At 52.9% G+C, this 18,060-nt stretch carries 14 protein-coding genes; 10 read left to right on the forward strand and 4 right to left on the reverse strand.

What is annotated here, in order from left to right:
* Window positions 1–116 precede the first annotated feature (116 nt).
* A complete protein-coding gene (locus tag HDF10_RS20385; protein WP_260178049.1) occupies window positions 117–1,436 on the reverse strand; it encodes a tetratricopeptide repeat protein in 1,320 nt (439 codons plus the stop codon).
* 89 nt (window positions 1,437–1,525) lie between these two features.
* Here HDF10_RS20385 and HDF10_RS20390 point away from each other — a divergent pair, with 89 nt between their 5' ends.
* From HDF10_RS20390 to HDF10_RS20430, 9 genes are all read left to right on the forward strand, one after another.
* On the forward strand, window positions 1,526–3,253 hold the full coding sequence (locus HDF10_RS20390) for a CRTAC1 family protein (RefSeq protein WP_183816806.1): 1,728 nt from the start codon (window positions 1,526–1,528) through the stop codon (window positions 3,251–3,253).
* Between the two features lie 402 nt (window positions 3,254–3,655).
* Window positions 3,656–7,069 carry a TonB-dependent receptor gene (locus tag HDF10_RS20395; RefSeq protein ID WP_183816807.1) on the forward strand — a complete coding sequence of 1,138 codons (3,414 nt, stop codon included), beginning with the start codon at window positions 3,656–3,658 and terminating at the stop codon, window positions 7,067–7,069.
* Between the two features lie 606 nt (window positions 7,070–7,675).
* Entirely contained in the window at window positions 7,676–8,374 is a 699-nt protein-coding gene (locus HDF10_RS20400; protein WP_183816809.1) for a sialidase family protein, read from the forward strand.
* Window positions 8,375–8,535: 161 nt separating this feature from the next.
* Window positions 8,536–8,913, forward strand: a complete 378-nt coding sequence (locus tag HDF10_RS20405; RefSeq protein ID WP_221271935.1) for a LacI family DNA-binding transcriptional regulator — start codon at window positions 8,536–8,538, stop codon at window positions 8,911–8,913.
* Window positions 8,914–9,001: 88 nt separating this feature from the next.
* Window positions 9,002–9,961 carry a substrate-binding domain-containing protein gene (locus HDF10_RS20410; RefSeq protein ID WP_183816811.1) on the forward strand — a complete coding sequence of 320 codons (960 nt, stop codon included), beginning with the start codon at window positions 9,002–9,004 and terminating at the stop codon, window positions 9,959–9,961.
* Window positions 9,958–12,129, forward strand: coding sequence for a histidine kinase (locus HDF10_RS21275; protein WP_183816813.1), 2,172 nt, complete (start codon window positions 9,958–9,960; stop codon window positions 12,127–12,129). The genes HDF10_RS20410 and HDF10_RS21275 overlap by 4 nt, the downstream gene beginning before the upstream one ends.
* Window positions 12,116–12,919, forward strand: coding sequence for a response regulator (locus HDF10_RS20420; protein ID WP_183816815.1), 804 nt, complete (start codon window positions 12,116–12,118; stop codon window positions 12,917–12,919). Before HDF10_RS21275 ends, HDF10_RS20420 begins: the two co-directional genes overlap by 14 nt.
* Before the next feature lie 898 nt (window positions 12,920–13,817).
* Entirely contained in the window at window positions 13,818–14,786 is a 969-nt protein-coding gene (locus HDF10_RS20425; protein ID WP_260178051.1) for a cellulase family glycosylhydrolase, read from the forward strand.
* Between the two features lie 149 nt (window positions 14,787–14,935).
* On the forward strand, window positions 14,936–15,871 hold the full coding sequence (locus HDF10_RS20430; protein ID WP_183816819.1) for a TolC family protein: 936 nt from the start codon (window positions 14,936–14,938) through the stop codon (window positions 15,869–15,871).
* Between the two features lie 761 nt (window positions 15,872–16,632).
* On the opposite strand, the gene HDF10_RS20435 is transcribed toward HDF10_RS20430, so the two are convergent.
* The 3 genes from HDF10_RS20435 to HDF10_RS21535 form a co-directional block, all read right to left on the reverse strand.
* Window positions 16,633–16,803, reverse strand: coding sequence for a hypothetical protein (locus HDF10_RS20435; RefSeq protein WP_183816821.1), 171 nt, complete (start codon window positions 16,801–16,803; stop codon window positions 16,633–16,635).
* Between the two features lie 248 nt (window positions 16,804–17,051).
* Window positions 17,052–17,351 (reverse strand): hypothetical protein, encoded by a 300-nt coding sequence (locus tag HDF10_RS20440; RefSeq protein ID WP_183816823.1) that lies wholly within the window; start codon window positions 17,349–17,351, stop codon window positions 17,052–17,054.
* Between the two features lie 111 nt (window positions 17,352–17,462).
* A complete protein-coding gene (locus tag HDF10_RS21535) occupies window positions 17,463–17,936 on the reverse strand; it encodes an FAD binding domain-containing protein (RefSeq protein ID WP_406706879.1) in 474 nt (157 codons plus the stop codon).
* On the opposite strand from HDF10_RS21535, the gene HDF10_RS21540 reads away from it, so the two are divergent.
* The gene (locus HDF10_RS21540; protein WP_406706884.1) at window positions 17,910–18,056 is read left to right on the forward strand and encodes a winged helix-turn-helix transcriptional regulator; all 147 of its coding nucleotides are present in this window, start codon (window positions 17,910–17,912) and stop codon (window positions 18,054–18,056) included. The genes HDF10_RS21535 and HDF10_RS21540 overlap by 27 nt on opposite strands.
* Window positions 18,057–18,060 lie beyond the last annotated feature (4 nt).

An 18,060-nucleotide genomic window follows, 5' to 3' on the forward strand; every position in this document is an offset into this window, starting at 1 on the left:
CCTTGACAACATCTTCGCCCTTATTGACGAATACATTTGCGCAGACCACCCTGTTAGATCACTTTTCGCTTGCGACAAGGCGGCGGACCATACATCGCGCCGACTCAGCTCTGACATTATTTTTCAGAACTTGCGGCGCTGCGAAAGCGTGCTGCCTCCCGAAGCGCGGCGACGGAGTCTCCGGTCAAGCTATACAGGCGCATCAACCGGTAGTGGATCGTCTTGTTCGATGGATCTTCATGCTCGGCCGAGCAAAGTAACTGGATCGCGGCGTGTGGATCACCCAGCTTTTGTTCCGCGGTCGCCAAATCAAGCATGGCCCAAATCGCGGGGTGCGGAGCTTCGATGCGCGGCTTCAGCATTATCTCCATTTCTTTATAACGATTCAGATTTAACAGAGCCTCGCTCAAACGGGCAGCAGACCGTTCGTCCTGTGGATCGGCGTGGAGCTGGTCGCCAAAGATAGCGACAGCGTGTTCCCAATCGCCGGCCTTTCGATAAAGCATACCGAGGGTGTAACGCGCGTCGGGGGTTTCGGGGTGACTCGCAATCAATTGCTCCTGTGCGGCGATCGCCTCGGCCGGCTGGCCCTGATCAGCGAGAACCTCGGCGCGGAACTGCATTAGGTAAACCGAGTCCGGGAACCGACTTTGGCAGACTTCTATCGTCCGCAGCACCCCTTCGCCAGCTAATACCACCAATTGATACAGCAGTGCAGCGTCGTCGGTATGCTGGCGCCAGCCTTCGAGCGCCATCTTAAACGAGGCCTCCGCGTGAAAATAGGGTGAACGCTTATGTGCCAGAGGGAAGGCGGCGCGGGCATTGGGGGACGCGCTGTCGCGCGCGCCGACGATTGCCGTAACATAATCAGCAGAGTTGCTCGCGTCTTTCAGCTTCGCACTGAAGAACTGCGCGGTTGCAATGTAGGCTTTTGTTAGCTGTACCATCGCTAAGTCCGCGGGAAATCCTGGACTCGCGGCGAGCAAAGTGTAAACCTCTACAGCGGCGAGCGGTTCGTCCTCGTCCAGATAGCACGGTGCGACGATGGCCATAATTTCCGCGTCGCGGCCATTCTCCAGGAGCAGCCGGTCGACCATAGGCTTGGCCTCGTCGAGGCTACGGGTACGGCAGCGGTCGACGGCTAGCAAGGCGTACGCGAGCGGAAGGTAGCGCAGACTTAGCGCCTGCCTAAGGGTATGTTCCGCCTCCCCATAGCGGCCTTCCATCTGCAGCGTAAGTCCCAGATCGGTCAATAGCTGCGGAGACTTCGGAGATTTCTGGAGCGCGCTACGGTATAGGCTCTCGGCCATGTGATAATCACCGCGATCGAGCGCTGCCCTAGCCTGGTCAGGGCCGTTTGGCGATGCGACAGTGGATGCGCATGCCAGTGCGATGGCCGAGAGCCAAGCAAGTGGATGAGCTATAGGCAGAAACATGACCCCCAAAGGATACCGCAGGATCCTGCGAAATGTTCCGCATGGACACGATGTACCATGGGTTGACTTCTCCGGAGAGCGGGTAAGAGATGGCCACTTCGAGGAGGCTTTTCCTCAAAACAATGCTGGGGACCCTGACAACTAAGTTGCTGGGCCAAGGAGTTGTCGAACGCAAAGGCGTGGTGAGACCGCGCGGCAGGCCATCGAACAAGGCATTCCCGGTGCGACTGACGGATGTAGCCACGGCCGCAGGCCTCAAGCAGATCACAGTCTACGGAGGCTCGGGTCATCGTGATTACATTCTCGAGGCGATCGGCTGTGGCTGCGCGTTTATAGACTATGACAGTGACGGCTGGATGGACCTGTTCGTCCTTTCAGGCAACAGTTTCGGGGAAGGCACCCCGGCCGCGACCAACAGGCTCTATCACAACAACCGCAACGGCACCTTCACCGATGTAACAGAGAAGGCCGGGCTCGTACACAATGGCTGGAGCTGTGGCGTTTGCGTCGGTGACTACAACAACGATGGCTTCGAGGACATCTTCGTTTCAGGGTGGGGACAAAACCTACTTTACCGCAACAATGGCGACGGCACCTTCACTGACGTGACCAAGTCATCTGGATTGGACGACAGCGCGCATCGATGGAGCACCGGCTGTAGCTTTGTAGACTATAACCGAGACGGCCACCTGGACCTCTTTGTCTCCAGTTACTTGGAGTTCGATGTCAGGCACGCTCCGCTTCCCGGCAGCGGTCCGCTGTGCATGTTCCGCGGCATCGGAGTGAACTGCGGGCCCCGAGGTTTCAAACATGGACGCAATAACCTCTATCGCAACAACGGCGACGGCACCTTCACCGACGTGAGTGCCATGGCTGGTGTTGCGATCCCACGCGACTCGTACTGCCTGACGGTGGTGACCGCCGATTTCGATGACGACGGATGGCCGGACATCTATGTGGCTTGCGACTCGACGCCTTCCCTGCTTTTCATGAACAACCGAGACGGAACTTTTCGTGAGGAAGCAACCTTGCGTGGAGTGGCTTATAGCGACGACGGCGAGGAACAGGCGGGAATGGGAGTGGCTGTGGCTGATGCGAGCGGCCAGGGACGTCTCGACCTATTCAAAACAAACTTTGCCGGCGACGTACCCAACTTCTACCGAAATAATGGAGCAGGCCAGTTTGAGGACCAGTCCCTGGACGCCGGGCTAGCAGTCGACAATCGCTTTGTCTCCTGGGGAGCGGGATTCGCTGATTTCGACAACGATGGCGCTCCCGATCTCTTTGTTGTCACCGGACATGTCTATCCAGAGATTGGCAAGCGTTATCCGGAATTCGTGGAGCGCGGTCCAAGGCTGCTCTTTCGTAACTTGGGGGGCGGGAAATTCGAGGAGATGCTGGAGGGCGCTGGACCAGCCATGACCGAGTTCCATTCGAGCCGCGGCTGCGCCTTCGGCGACTTCGACAATGACGGGGATGTCGACGTGCTTGTTACCAATTTGAATGAGCCGCCATCGCTACTGCGCAATGACCTGAGCGGAAGCAATCGGTGGCTCAAGGTACGACTAAGGGGCACCACGTCGAACCGCAGCGCGATCGGCGCGCGAGTGGTGGTGACGGCGCCGGGTCTGCAGCCACAAGCGCAGGAGGTGCAGAGCCAGTCGAGCTTCCTTTCCTGTAACGATCCCAGGCTGCACTTTGGTGTAGGGACCGCGGAGCAGGTTGGCGTGCGTGTTCGCTGGCCCAGCGGAAAGTGGGACTCCCCGCGTAGTCTGCGGACCAACCAAATTGTAACTCTGGTGGAGGGTCAGGCGTAGACACTATGAAGCGCCACATTGCGGTAGTTTGGTGACCACAGCCTGGTTACCAGCTGTCACCGCGAGGCTGAGAGATCGCATGATTTGCCTCGTTCACCCACCCCCAAGCCTCCGCTGATCTTCACTGAGCCTCCCGTCGCCAAAGTTGTTATCGGCTTATCCAGGCCACTGAAGCCCGACCGAGCCGAGGAAAAGCTCTTTCAAACATACGGATCCATTGGACCAAAAGCGCCCCGCGCGGAAAAGCTACTTTCTCAATCAAATTTTTCTAAATTTGACCGTTGACAATTTCTCACTACACATGATTAGATCAATCGCGGATTCGTGGAAGCGCTTCCATCGGTTCAAGACTTATGATTTTGTATTTGATTTCTTTTCTTCGGAGGAAGTATGAGAACGTGTGTGGCGAGATTTGTAATTATTTTAGTGTGCTATTGCGCTACGTCTTTTGGTCAAGGCGTATCCGGATCTTTTACAGGCCGAGTCTCGGACAGCGCGGCTGCTTCCGTCGCAAATGCAACAGTTACGATCTTGAACGCCGGAACCGGAGTCGCACGGACCGCCCACACAGATGGAAACGGTAATTATACCGAAACTACTTTACCCCCGGGCAGCTACAAGGTTATCGCGGAAAAAGAGGGTTTCAAGACAAGCCAAAGCGCCATTATAAATTTGCGCGTCGATCAGGCGGCGCGCGTCGACATAACACTTGCGATCGGGCAGGTGTCTGAGACCGTCCAAGTGAATGCAAGTTCGGTGGCTCTGGATACGGAAACTTCGGGGATCGGTCAGGTTATTGGGGAGAAGCAGGTGAGTGATCTTCCGCTTGACGGCCGAAACTTCCTTGGGCTGCTGTTCTTGGCGCCTGGAGCGGTTCAGATCTCGGGTGAGCAAAACCAATTTCGTTACAACGAAGGCGGCGCGATAAGCATAGGAGGCGCGCGAAGCTCATCAAATGCATATCTTATCGATGGCATGACGAATAACGACACGCAATATCAAACACCAGCCGTGGTATTTTCCGTCGAGGCGATCCAAGAATTCAAAGAGCAGACGAAAACCTATTCGGCGGAATATGGTTATAGCGTCAATCAAGTCAACCTAAGTACAAAATCAGGCACTAATAAGTTTCACGGCTCAGTGTATGATTTTCTTCGAAACAACGCCTTGGATGCGCGTGACTTTTTCAACGTGAAGCCCCAAGCTGTCAACCCTCTTCGACAAAATCAGTTCGGATACTCTCTCGGTGGCCCGGTTTGGATTCCGAAGGTCTACAACGGGCAAAATCGTACCTTTTTCTTCGCTAATTATGAAGGCCTCCGCCTCAGCACATCCAATACCTCTCTTGCATTTGTTCCAACAGCGTCGGAGTTGGCTGGCAAGTTCCCCGCGACTCGTCTTGTCAATGGTGTTTTGGTCACGGTACCAATTTATGACCCTGAAACCCACCTACCTTTTTCACAGGATAGCGGTGGCAACTACGTTGTTCCTCAGGCGCGTTTTTCACGACTCGGGCAAATAGCGGCAGCGAAATTTTTCAACACGCCCAACCTGACAGGAAATCCCGTCTATAACTACTCGGGAGCAATCGCATCGCCTGTTCATACAGATCAGCAAAACTACCGAATTGACCAGCACTTTGGGAAGAACGATTCAATTTACTTTCGAGCGACCATCGATAATGTCTCTAGAACGAATGGAGGGTTAGTACCTGTCCAAAATACTTATCTGATCCAGGATGCTCGTTCCTATGTTGTAGGGTGGACGCATATATTTACACCCAATGTTCTCAATCAAGTGGGATTTGGATATTTGGAAGCTCGCGCGAACACAACAGCATATCCGATTAGCACTACAGATTTAGCAACATTAGGACTTACTGGAGTCTTTACTCCTGAGGGCACAGGGTACCCAGAGATTGCCCAGTCGACATTTTCGGGCCCGGCTCTCGCAAACGGTCCGATGGTGACGGTGCCTACCACTTACACCGAGAGCAGCGGTCCGCTGGCGGCTCCATTGCAGTCACTCCAGCCAACCTGGGACTTCTCTGATACGTTTACTTTCACAAAGGGGCGTCAGACAATTTACATAGGCTTCGGTGTTCGGTTCTGGCAGAACGACCTTCAAACGATCGGCGTTCCACTTGGTGCCCTGACAGTCAATGGTCAATCCACTGTGGGACCGAGCCCATCGGGATTCGCTGGAAATCAAATAGCCGACATTCTCCTTGGAAATGTCGAAGCGTACCAAGTAACATCACCGGGGCCACAGAGCAACCCGCTAAAGGGGAATAACCCACATATCCATTTTCATTCCTGGGCACCTTACTTCCAGGACGACGTCAAAGTGAATCCCCAACTAACGGTCAATGCCGGCTTGAGGTATGACTATTCTTCAACTCCGTACGAGGCAACAAATCACTTTGCGTGGCTGAATGACACGGTTCCAGGAGGTGGGCTGTACGTTGCCGATCCATCGATCGTTCCGTATGGAGGTGGCTACTATGCATACGCAGGAAGAAGAAATCCTAACTCGGCTCCGCGGAACGTATTTGCGCCTCGAGTCGGTTTTGCGCTGCGACCGTCGATTGCAAGTAATACTGTAATTCGAGCAGGATATGGATTATTTTATGACACCGCCGAAACTACGGAGTATCAATATGACACCGAGATATATCCCTATGCTCCAAGCCAACACCTAAATGCGCAGGTGGGTACTACACAGATCGATACCAACCACCTATACCCGTCGCTCTCAAACCCGGTTCCCATCACTGCGGAAGGTCTTACCTTCTTTCAATTGCAGGCAAGGAAGAAGCTCGATCCCTATACCCAGAATTGGTCGCTGCAGCTTGAACACGAGCTCCCGAAAGGCATAAAACTTTCGGCGGACTATGAGGGTTCGAAAGGGACACACCTCCTAATGCGGACCAGCGCAAACCAACCGCTGCCGTGTTTCGAGGATCCGAAATGTAATCCAGCGGACCCCGCTTCACCGGATTACTTGCCTCAAACACGAGTGCCTTTTAAAAATTTAGGCGGGACAAATCTCGGCACCGTGATTGAGGACGATTGGGTCGGCTACTCTAATTACAACGCGTTCAATGCTACCGCGGAAAAAACTGGCAAAGATCTTACATTTCTGGCTGCCTATACGTGGTCGAAGGCAATGGACACTAAAACGGCAGCATCGGCTGTTCAAGGTGACCCGGCCGGCTGGATTGGGCCACAGGATAGCCGCAATATCAGTGGCGACTACGCTCGATCTGGATATGATGTCGGTCAACGAGTAATAGTTAGTGCGTTGTATAGCCTTCCTATTGGGCGTGGCAAAAAAATCGTGTCTGACATACCGCGGCCCGTTGATTTTCTTGTCGGTGGTTGGCAAGTAAACGGTATAGGCAACTTCCAGGGCGGCTTTCCTTTTTCAATCAGTGCCCCCGACTACAACAATCTAAACAACAGTTTTGCCGAGAGAGCACAATTGGTTGGAACTATCTCCCCTTCCGGGTTCAATAAGGGGATTAGGGAATGGTTTAACACAGCCGCATTTACTACACCGCCGCCTGGCGAATTCGGTAACTCCGGGCGGAACATTATACGGGGACCCCGATACGACAACCTCGATCTCTCTTTATTCAAAGCTCTTAACTTTGAACATGTCAGCCTGCAGTTCAGGTTGGAATCGTTCAACAGTCTAAACCACCCACAATTTGCGTTGCCAGACGCAGGTGTTACTGACAAACAGTTTGGCGTGATAAGCAGCACGGTGAACGCAGCGCGACGAAATCAAGTAGCTTTAAAAATTCTTTTCTGACACAACTTCTGCGCTGAATGGGAGAGGCGGCTCGAGATTCGCGACCCCTAGGCGAATACAGTAACGTCCGCGGCTGCAGATTTATTCCTTACTAGGAGACCTTGAATAATGGAACTACTCGCTTCTTCGCCAATCGCTTTCACACGTTTACGGGTTCTTAACGCTTTAGTGCTTCTAAATTTACTTTGTAGTATAGAACCAGGAAAATGTATTGCATCCCCGACGCCCAAGATTCAGTGGGGACCGTTGATAACCGTTGCCGATCTCCCGCAGTATACGGATTCTGGAGTCGATCAGCGTTTGGATGATCGCAAGGTATCTCCGGGCACATTCGGGGCAGACTTTCCTCGAGCAATACACCTTTCTAATGGCCAGTGGCTATGCGTTTACAGCGCCTACGAGAAAGGCGACCGGGGCTATCGTTTGGATCCCAGCGGCGGTACGCGTCTGTTCATAGTGAGGAGTCTCGACGGTGGCCATTCCTGGGCCAAAGTTGCTACGATCGCGGATCCCGGTCGCGACCTTGACAACGGTCAATTCACAGAATTCGCTGACGGCTCACTCCTACTCTGCGCGCGATCGGTACGCTGGCAGGAGTCTTATCTTTTGCCGGTCTATAAGAGTTCAGACCGAGGGTTAACTTGGAAGTACCTCAGCGAGATCGATGGAAATGTGGGAACCCCAGGGGCGCTCGGAAAGCCCGATAAAGGCGTATACGAACCATACTTTTACCAATTGGATCAGGAGCGAATCGGTGTCATGTACTCGTCTGAAAAATATGCGGCCGGTGCACCAGCATTCAGCCAAATAGTCTCTGAAAAGATCTCATCTGACAAGGGAAGAAACTGGGGAAAAGAGATCCGAGTGGTGGCCGATGGTAGGGACAATCGGCCAGGTATGCCCGTGTGGACGAGAATGAAGAATAGTGACTACATAGTCGTATACGAGGTGTGCGGTCCTAAAAACTGTCAAGTTCATGCAAAGACCTCGACAAATGGCACCGACTGGGGCCCTGGGTTAGGTTCACCCGTGCCGTTGCAACGGGGTGCACCATACCTCTTGTCCCTCAACGACGGCAGCCTTATCGTAACCTCAAACAACCACGCGGTCTCCATGAGTTTAGACTATGGAAACTCGTGGTTCCAAATCGATCCGGCGTTCCCGGGCAGCGACGACATTGCGACGTTCTCGTCCCTCTATCAGCTTGATGATCACTCCATACTGGTTTTGACTGGCTTGAGCCGTGACAATGGAGGACGCAAAATTGTGGCGAGGATAGGGACACTAATTCCGTCGAAAAAATAAACCTCTTAGCCTGGCCTTTAGGAAACCCGCTCAAATCGGCCATAGGTCGTTGGAATCGGTCAGCCGATTGTCATGAGACCAGCCTATTCGAGTTCACGGGGGAGGAGGATGATACAGGACAGCTCTCGATTATCCCCAAGAATGGCATCGAGGATATAGGCTTGTCGTTCGCGTTGCGGCCAAATGATGCTAAAGCATTTGTTCAGGAGAATGTCGTGCCGTGTACATTAAAAGACGTTGCTAGCCTTGCGGGGGTTTCGACAGCCACGGCGTCGCGTGTCGTGAATGGTGCCGAAAATGTCTCTCACAAAACAAGAACTGAAGTGCTCTCTGCTATTTCACGACTGCAATACTGCCCAAATTCCCATGCGGCCGAATTGGGCCGAGCTAACGGCGGGATTCCGAGAAAACTTGGAATTCGTGGGCCCGCCGCATCACGTACTAAACTGAAGGTGCTTTCCAATTCAGGAGCTGGTACGCGTAACACCTTTAGCAAAATCGAGCGATTGCGTTTGCTGGAGGATGAAACTTGCGACTGAGGCACATGATAAGCAATCTGAGTACTAATTTAGAGATTTCGAAAAGGATCAGCCGACAGTGTTAGCACGGCCTGGCAAGATCGCGACGGTGTCCAAGATTGCCGTAATACCTTGTTTCTTCGTGATGACATCGTCTATTGCGTCCTGCCACCCCGCTTCCAAAGAGATTTTTGTCATCCCACGAACAACCTCTACTACTATCTCCGAGGCGGAACACGCTGGCGCCGCGGACGCTGCACGCGATGCAAATATTCGTATTCGCTGGAATGCTCCTACTCGCGAAGACGACGTGCAGCAACAGATCGCAATGGTCGAGAAGGCTGTTGAGCAGAAGTGTAAAGGCCTGATCTTGACTCCGGATCAGCCTCTGGCGCTCATGGTGCCCGTCCAACGGGCATTGTCTGCTGGCGTACCAACGGTAATCCTCGCATCGGCGTTGCCATTCGCTCCACAGAAGAACTTAGCCTATATTCTGAACGACGACGATATGGTCGGCCAGATGGGCGCCTTGCGCATCGGCTCTATATTGAAAGGAAAAGGCGACGTAGCAATCATAGGAATCAATCCCCAATCACTCAGTTCCCTTTCCGTGCTGAGAAACTTTGTTTTGACAATTGCCGAACGGTTCCCGAACATCAAAGTCGTCGACCGTCGCGTTGGCGCTAATAACAACGTCGATTCAGAGCTTATTACGGGGCAGGTATTACAGGCTCAGCCAAATATCTCCGCGATTTTCTCTCTAGACAGCACTAATACGGTGGGTGCCTATCTCGCTCTTAAGGATCAGTCACTTGCGCAACGCATCAAACTGGTAGGTGTTCAACAGAGCACGGAGCTTGCAAATGCTGTGCGTGCGGGTGAGGTTGATTCGCTGATCGCAGAAAACACCTACTTAATGGGGTTAGAGGCTGTACGGATAGTGATTCACCCCATGACTCAAGCATCTGCGACGATCAAGTTGCCGCCCACGCTTATTACAATCGAAAATGTTAATTCGGTAGAAGTCAGGCCTCTCATTAGCAACGATTGGAGGGCAAGCCACCAGTGAGAGAACGTTGGACATGGCAGGTAGTACCACTTTGGGTACGATATACCGCTGGTGCGACGTTCGTATCATTGCTAATCTTCTTCACACTCACTTATCTTCATAGTCCTTTGCTTGGATTGCCCTACGATGACCGATTTCGCAGTGGTGAATTGAGTGAATGGCGTGAATATAGTGGTGATTGGAGCACCATAAATAGCAAGGTTCGTAATCAGTCGGACGAGCGCGGGGCAAAGCTCATCAGCGGTTCGCCCTACTGGAAAGATTACGAAGTCGAAGCCGATGTCGAGCTCCTGGGGAGGGGCAATGCAGGACTTATCATCCGCGCAAGCGACATAGAAGACGGCGTGGACGCCTATAGCGGATACTATGCTGGCATAAGCACGGATGATCAGGCACTAGTTATCGGAAGAGCTGATCATGGTTGGTTAGAATTTCCGCCCAAGCACATGCAAGGTGGCGTAATTCCCAATCACGTTTATCATTTGACTCTTTCAGCTGTTGGTTGCGTCATCCAAGCTTCTGCGACCGATGTTGCGTCGGCTCAGAGAACAAGTACAGACGTTTTCGATCCAGATTGCATTACAGAAGGAATGTTCGGACTTCGATCGGTAGAATCAGGTGGCCTTTGGAGCAAGGTGCAGGTCAAAGCTGTCGATGCGAAAAACAGCTCAATTGAGCAATCGTTGCGACCTACAGAAACTTCACTATATCCCACAAGCCAGGGAGAATACCCTCATGCTGACGGTTTGGTTCGGAACGCTGATCCTTTAAAGGGTCCCTACATTCCGGAAGCTGAAATATTGCCGATTAGCAGTCTTCGCCTTCTCGCGGTTTCGCAGCCTACTCACGTTAATTTACGAGGGGTAGTGGTTCTAACAACGCCTCATATCTATGTCCAGGATGCAACTGCTGGTGCACAGGTCGTGCTTAGAAATGATTCCTATCTTAAAATTGGCGATGAAATCGAAGTGAGCGGCCAGGCGACCGTAGATGATTTTAGCGTCCGCATTGCGGATGCGACAATTAGCGGACTTGCTGGCGTTCTGCCCGCTCCTGCCTTGTCGATTACCCCGCTCCAGGCTTCCACAGGCAATTACGATTCGATGTTTGTCGAGATCGAGGGTCGCTTGGACGCAATGCTACCCGGGAAAGATCTAGACATGAAGATTAGACTCAGTGGAGGCCAACAGGAATTTTACGCAATTCCTAGCACTACTGAGATTGCCGGCCATCTTAGAAATCTGAAGGAAGGGAGCGTGCTGCGCCTTAGAGGCATTTGCATGCTCGGATCGATTTACACGCAAAATCGTTTACCTTTTGCCCTCGTGTTGCGCTCACCGGACGACGTTAAAGTTTTGTCTGGCCCTCCTTGGTGGACACCACAGCACCTCGGTAGCATGGGCGCCATTATGCTGGTTCTAGGATTTCTGGCGCATGTTTTCTACGGGCGTGCCGAACAGTGGCGGCACCAGGCTGTGCTCGACGAACGCGAACGTCTCGCCCATGAAATGCACGATACATTGGCACAAAGCTTTGCTGGATTAGATTTTCAACTTAGAGCTATTCGTAACCATTTTTCGCAAAAGTCCTCAGACATAGATGCTCCGAAGATGCAACAGGAGCTCAACCGAGCCTGTGAGCTGGTTCGGCACAGTCACGACGAGGCAAGACGAAGTCTCACAAGTCTGAGACCGGAAATACTCGAAAAAGCAGGCCTCGCTGAAGCGTTGAGTCAGGTTGGTCGACGAATGGTGGCAGGCAGCTCACTGCTCGTCACCACACACGTCACCGGCCAAGCTCGTGTCCTGCCTCTGCGCGTAGTTGATGGTTTCTTTCGCATCGGCCAAGAGGCAATCGCGAATGCAGTCATGCACAGCGAAGCAAAACATTTAACCATTGCCCTTGAATATAGGCGAGCCATTCTCTTCATGTCCATTCGAGACGATGGAGAAGGATTCGAAAAAACCGATGACTACGAAGGTTTTGGCTTGACAGGCATGAGGCGTCGAGCTGAAAGGATCAACGCTCGTTTAGACATCATAAGTGATGGCAACGGGACGACAATTACCGTGGCCGCGCCTTGTCGGCCGAATAGGCTTTGGCCTTTCTCGCTGGAGTATATTAAAGATCGCTGGCGAAACACTGTCCGACCTCATGACGAATGCTAAGTCAATTCGACTCTTGATAGTAGATGATCACCCGGTGGTCCGTGCTGGTTTATCCAGCATGCTTGCTTCGTACCCGGAATTAAATGTCGTAGGCAGTGTATCAAGCGGGGGTGCTGCCCTCGTGGCCCTGAATAAAGCCAAGATCGACGTCGTTCTTCTTGACCTGCGCATGCCGGAGATGAGCGGGCTTCAGACTCTTAAGGCGTTCCGAGCGCTCACCGTCACCCCGAAAGTGATTATTCTCACGAGTTTTGAGAATGATGACGATATTTACGAGACGGTAATCGCGGGCGCTTACGGCTATCTTCTTAAAGCCTGTTCGGACGAGGAGATCCTGACCGCCATTAAAATGGTACATCGCAGAGAGCGGTATCTCCCAGACTATATTGTGTCGCGACTCGCAGTATGCAGTCCACGAACGCTCCTTGACCCAGGTGATGTGGAACTGCTTGACCTCCTTGCGAGCGGAATAGGCGACAGTGCAGTATCGATGCGAATGAAACTCCCGAAGAAAGAAGTCCAACAAAGATTTAACAATATCCTCGATGGGCTGATTGAAAGAAATGTAGCAATGCCACATAAATCTGAATCCGGGCAAAGAGTTACCATTGAAGAAGTGGCACGTAAAGCGGGTGTCTCTATGTCTACTGTTTCCCGTGTTCTCAACAACAAAGGGAACCATAGTGAAGACACGAAGATCGCTGTTATGGCCGTCGTAAGGAAATGCGGCTTCAGATTAAATAGTACTGCTGCATCATTGGCAATGATGCGCACTCCACCCCAGACCTAGGGGAGAAGGCGTTCATCCTGTTCATCAACCTGCTGGGAAAAGCTGCCCTCTAAGCCATTAGTCCAGGCAGATGTGCTCTGAGTTGTGTTGACAGCCGCACGGTATATCAAATAGCATCTCGACCATGTCCAATGGAAGCGCTTCCACCTTGCTGATAGAACCCATCCAGTGGTCTCCATCGAACGATTCGGGTCAAAGAGAAACTTTCACTATTTCTGTTCTACGTCTCGGTACTGCCGAAGCCGTTTGCATTTGGTGTGGCGAACTCTCTACAAGGGATCCGCCGGTCCGGAATCTGAACCGGAGGACTAGCAAGCCTGAATTGAACCTTGAATAGGATCGGATAATTTCATGTTCGGAAACGAATCTAATCTGGCACCCTACGCGTCGTCCATAGCTTCATCGGCTAGAGGAGACAATGTCCGTACACTTTAGCTGAGCAACCCTCTGATTCAAACATATCCTTATCTGCAAACGTTCTCAATACGCTGCGCAAGACTACGGGTGCGCACAGTCAGCACATCAATGGGCACAAGACCTTCACCGGAATTCTGACTAATGAATGAGCGGTGGCCCGCAATCGCTCCCTGCAATCAATTTATGTTCAGGGAGGGCAATCTTGAATTTCCTCGCGATGCTTCACATACTGTCAGTAAAAACTTCCAAGCGAGGTTTCCGGCACGACTATCACAGACAATCACTTAGATCTCGAGGGCATTGAATGATACTGTCACGTCTGTTCGCCCTGGGTTTTCTTGCAACGGCATTTCCGATATCCGCTTCTTCTCAACAAGCATCTCAACATTGGTCTCAGCAAAGGGCGAATGCGTGGTACGCACAACAGCCGTGGCTCGTCGGAGTAAACTACATTCCCTCGAACGCGATCAACGAGCTCGAGATGTTTCAGGCCGCAACCTTTGATCCGGTGATAAACGATCATGAGTTGGGTTTGGCCGAATCGATTGGGATGAATACGGCGCGAGTTTTTCTGCAAGACCAGCTCTGGGAGCAAGATTCCGAGGGTTTCAAGAAGCGTCTCGATATCTTCCTCGGAATAGCAGCCAAGCACCACATCCGACCACTGCTTGTGCTCTTCGACTCCTGCTGGGAGACAACTCCACACCTCGGGCCGCAACATCCTCCGATACCTGGCGTTCATAATTCAGGGTGGGTACAGAGTCCAGGTAAAGAGCGGCTGCTTACGTCGGAAGATGAACAGAAGCTCAAAGCGTACGTTGTTGGAGTCGTGGGAGCTTTCGCAACGGACGATCGCGTTCTCGGTTGGGACATTTGGAACGAACCAGATAACGCTGGCGGCGACTTAGCCGCGGATGTTCCTGCAAAAGTGAAGCGTGTCAACGAACTTCTTCCCAAGGCCTTTGCGTGGGCTCGCTCGGCAGGTCCGACCCAACCATTGACGAGTGGCGTTTGGAAAGGTGATTGGAGCGATCCTGCTCATCAAACCCTAACGACCCAGATCCAACTGACAGAATCCGATATTATCAGCTTTCACGACTACGGATGGCCAGAGGAGTTTGAAGGGCGCATCAAGGAGTTACAATATCTGCATCGGCCAATCCTATGCACAGAATACATGGCTCGTGGGGCGGGATCGACATTTGACGAGTCATTGCCGATCGCGAAGCACTATAAGGTTGCAGCCATAAACTGGGGACTTGTGGCCGGCAAGACACAGACATATCTTCCATGGGATTCGTGGCAGCGGCCGTATGTCCTCATTCAACCAACTATTTGGTTTCACGATGTGTTCCGCAATGACGGAACGCCCTATCGTCAGCACGAGGTCGATCTCGTTCGCGATTTGACAACCCGCGGGATAAACTCCGCCGTATCAGAAATGCATTGAAACAGTTTATCTTGTGGCCGCTGGGCTCTCAATTAACACTTTGCCTAAATACCAGGAAACTGATCGCCATGAACGAACAGTCTTCGACGTCCTGATAACTATCTCTGGGCAGCCCAATCGCCATCCCGCTCCTTGGAAAGACCGCTCTCGTGACCGGTGGTCCAAGCGGCATCGGTGCAAGGGGACAAGTCTACTCGGGCACCTTGAGGCAAATTGCGACCAACTCTCGGATTAAAGTGTCCGGAGCTCACGAGGTTGCAGACGAGCTGCTTGCCATTGGGAGAAAAGCACCTTCGATCAAGGTGGACATTACAACCATAAGAAACCTTGCCGCCACCTTCGATCGAACGGGGACCCAACAGCAACGCGTCATCACATTGCAAACCGATTTCGCGAAACAGAAGATCAACCTGGCCCGACTCATTGGCTTGGCCCCGACTTCGGAACTCATACTGGCCGACAAGGTTCCCTATTCCCCAGCACCTTCCCTGACGGTCGAGGATGCTCTGAAGGCCGCGCTTACGACGCGGTCGGATTTCAAGGCAGCGGATGCAGCTGCCCGGTCGGCCCAGCGAGCGCATGCTGCCGCTGTTGCCGAACGTCTCCCGGCACTCTCTGTGTCCGCCGACTATGGGGCGATCGGGGTCAATCCGGCGCAAGCATATGCCACTTATAACGTCACCGGAACATTGCGTGTCCCTATCTGGCTGGGCGGAAAGACCGAGGGCGATATCGAGCAATCGAAGGCCAGCCTCAACCAGCGTCGTGCCGAGCTGAGCGAGGTGGAAGGCCGTATCCAAAGTGATGTCACGAACGCCTTTCTCGATCTCGAGGCGGCGACCAGCCAGCTACAAGTAGCGGAGAGCAACCGAAAGGTTGCGCGGCAAAATCTGGATTTGACTCGCCAACGTCTTGAGAGTGGCATTGCAGACTCTGTCGAAGTGACACAGGCGCAACAGACGGTCGCTACGGCAGAGTTGGACTCGATCACCTCGCTGCTTGCGTATAATCTCGCCAAACTCAGCCTGGCCCGCTCGATAGGCGATTCAGAGAACAAGCTATCTCAGTATCTGGGACTTCCCTAGCCTTGGGGCGAATATCTATGGACTCGTATGGCAAGGAATTCAATACTCCCTGAAGTACAGGAGACACCGCAGCATCGCAGCATCTGCGAGTTGGGCAAATACAAACGCTCGCACCTGGTATCTTGCATGACATCCAAGTCCGCGAAGACTCCGCTTTGCTGTTGACGATCTCGTGGCCGAGCAGCGAAACGCTACTTTCGCTGGTCCATAGGGTCTACGGCTCGTAAGCCATTGTTCTGCTCGCCTTGGAGAAGCCGTTTGTCATAAAGGATAACTACATCAATGTGTGTTTGGATTAACAGGAAGTCTTCGAAGGAGTGGCGTCCTGTTGAGCGATTTCTCTGAACAGAGGCGCGCTTTTAGCTGCTGGAAAATTAGTCTTAAAGACTAATGCGGTTTGCTCATGGCCGAGCGGGTGTTGTTCGCGCCACAATTCGAGCAGAAGCGGTGGCATCTGTGAAATAACGACCCTTGTGCGGCCCACTTTCGCATGACACCCAGGGCAAAGCGAAATCATAAGATGGAGTAAGGATTTTCCTGGTACGCGATGATGAACAACGATGGAACGTTTGCGTCGCCCCGAAGCTCCGCAAACACGGCAGCAATAACCATCTCGCTCCAGGACCTGCTCTCGCAGACCACCAAAATATTCGTCGTCTTGCCGTTTCAAGGTGTAACAGGTTGCACAAAGACCGAGCGCAAGGATCTTCTCGCGTCCGCATCGACAATGCAGCGCCCGCTGTATTCCGGTCTTCGACGGGTTAGTCTTCAATGCCTGCCAGCCCAACATTGATGTCCGCGGCGATCCAGCCTTCTTTCCAGGGTTGCGTACGGCCCTCATCGAATGGAATTCCATTCGCCCGGGCATCGCCGCCGGCATCGAACAGCAGGCCCCCTGTCTCTGCGTACTCATCTTCCCCGCCATCGGCCAAGACACGTTTGTGCCGATCCAATTCAAGAGCTTCCGTATCGGCGTCTTCCCAGCCACAACGCCAACAGTGATGTGCGATCTCTGAATCCGGTATCGCAGCTAGACGTGCCCGATAGCCGGGCTGCGTATTCGATGGTGTCCCACTTTTCTAAAGCCGCGAGTCCTGGATGAATCATTCACAATCTCCACTTGCTCTAGTTAGATAAAGATAAACCCTTGTAGCGGCTTCTATACTCCCACCAAATCCAGTTATTCAACATCGCGCCCGTTCATCAACCACTCGCTTTCAGGTTTGCCAAATGCGTTGGCAGCGGCCCATTGAGCAAGATCCATCAGTTTGTCCAAGCTGCGCTTTTTGCCAACGGGATTAGTCACCACAAAGGAGCGGTCTCGCTCGCTTTCCGGCAAATTATGTTTCGTTACGAGCATCACCGCCCAGATGCAAAGACATCGCGAGTTGCACAGGTACATCTCTCCTTCCGCATCCGTGACCGTGTAGGAGTTCGAAGGAACAGCGACCATATCGTAGGAGCAGATCTGTCTCTTCATAGAGAACCTGATGATTGAGCCTAAAACTCATACTATCGAACAACCTGGTGCATTGCGGGAGTCAAGGCGCGAGCAGGTGCCGTTGATCGATCTCCCGTTTCCTTTGATTGTTTAGCGACCTTGCGACCTACCGAGACCTTGCCCATAGCTCATCAGTCGCTGGCCTCGATCGAACTCCGACCGCTTCCAATGATCGAGCGATTCGGATAATTCCTGCTTTCCGGCCAGTTCTCCCACAAGCGTGAAGGCGTTCGCAATGCCCTTCGAGGTGCTTGCCGCCGTGTGTGGCCGGATCACGAAAGAAGCATCTCCCATCAGGATCGTGCGGTTGAAGACCAACTGCGGACAGGCCAAGTCCATGATGGCCTGCACAAACGGCTCCTTCGTCACCCTTAGCAAGTCCTTGAAGGCAGGCGGCAATACCCGCTCCGCGATCTTGCGCTGCCTACTTTCCTGCTCAGGATGGAGTGCCCCGGGCGGAATCGCGTAGGCTCGGCGAACGCCATTCGCGTCCGTAAGCACCGAATCGAGCTCGGCTTCCGCGGACTGCCCAACCGACTGGTTCATCCAGTTGTCCCCCCTCATGTTGACTACAGCCTCACGCCAGCCGGCAACAAGTTCGCCGAAGCCGTCGCATTGCTCTGCGAATGGGCCGTGCAGAATAAGGCTTTGCTCAAGCAGGTTGCCGCCAGAGGCACTCACTGAGTAG

The sequence above is a fragment of the Tunturiibacter empetritectus genome (assembly GCF_014201375.1).
GTDB lineage: Bacteria > Acidobacteriota > Terriglobia > Terriglobales > Acidobacteriaceae > Edaphobacter > Edaphobacter lichenicola_D.

Coding starts and splice junctions, on each gene's coding strand:
- HDF10_RS20385 (WP_260178049.1), bottom strand. CDS start 1,436: ATGTTTCTGCCTATAGCTCATCCACTTGCTTGGCTCTCGGCCATCGCA.
- HDF10_RS20390 (WP_183816806.1), top strand. CDS start 1,526: ATGGCCACTTCGAGGAGGCTTTTCCTCAAAACAATGCTGGGGACCCTG.
- HDF10_RS20420 (WP_183816815.1), top strand. CDS start 12,116: ATGACGAATGCTAAGTCAATTCGACTCTTGATAGTAGATGATCACCCG.
- HDF10_RS20425 (WP_260178051.1), top strand. CDS start 13,818: ATGTTTCAGGCCGCAACCTTTGATCCGGTGATAAACGATCATGAGTTG.
- HDF10_RS20440 (WP_183816823.1), bottom strand. CDS start 17,351: ATGAAGAGACAGATCTGCTCCTACGATATGGTCGCTGTTCCTTCGAAC.
- HDF10_RS21535 (WP_406706879.1), bottom strand. CDS start 17,936: ATGAGGGGGGACAACTGGATGAACCAGTCGGTTGGGCAGTCCGCGGAA.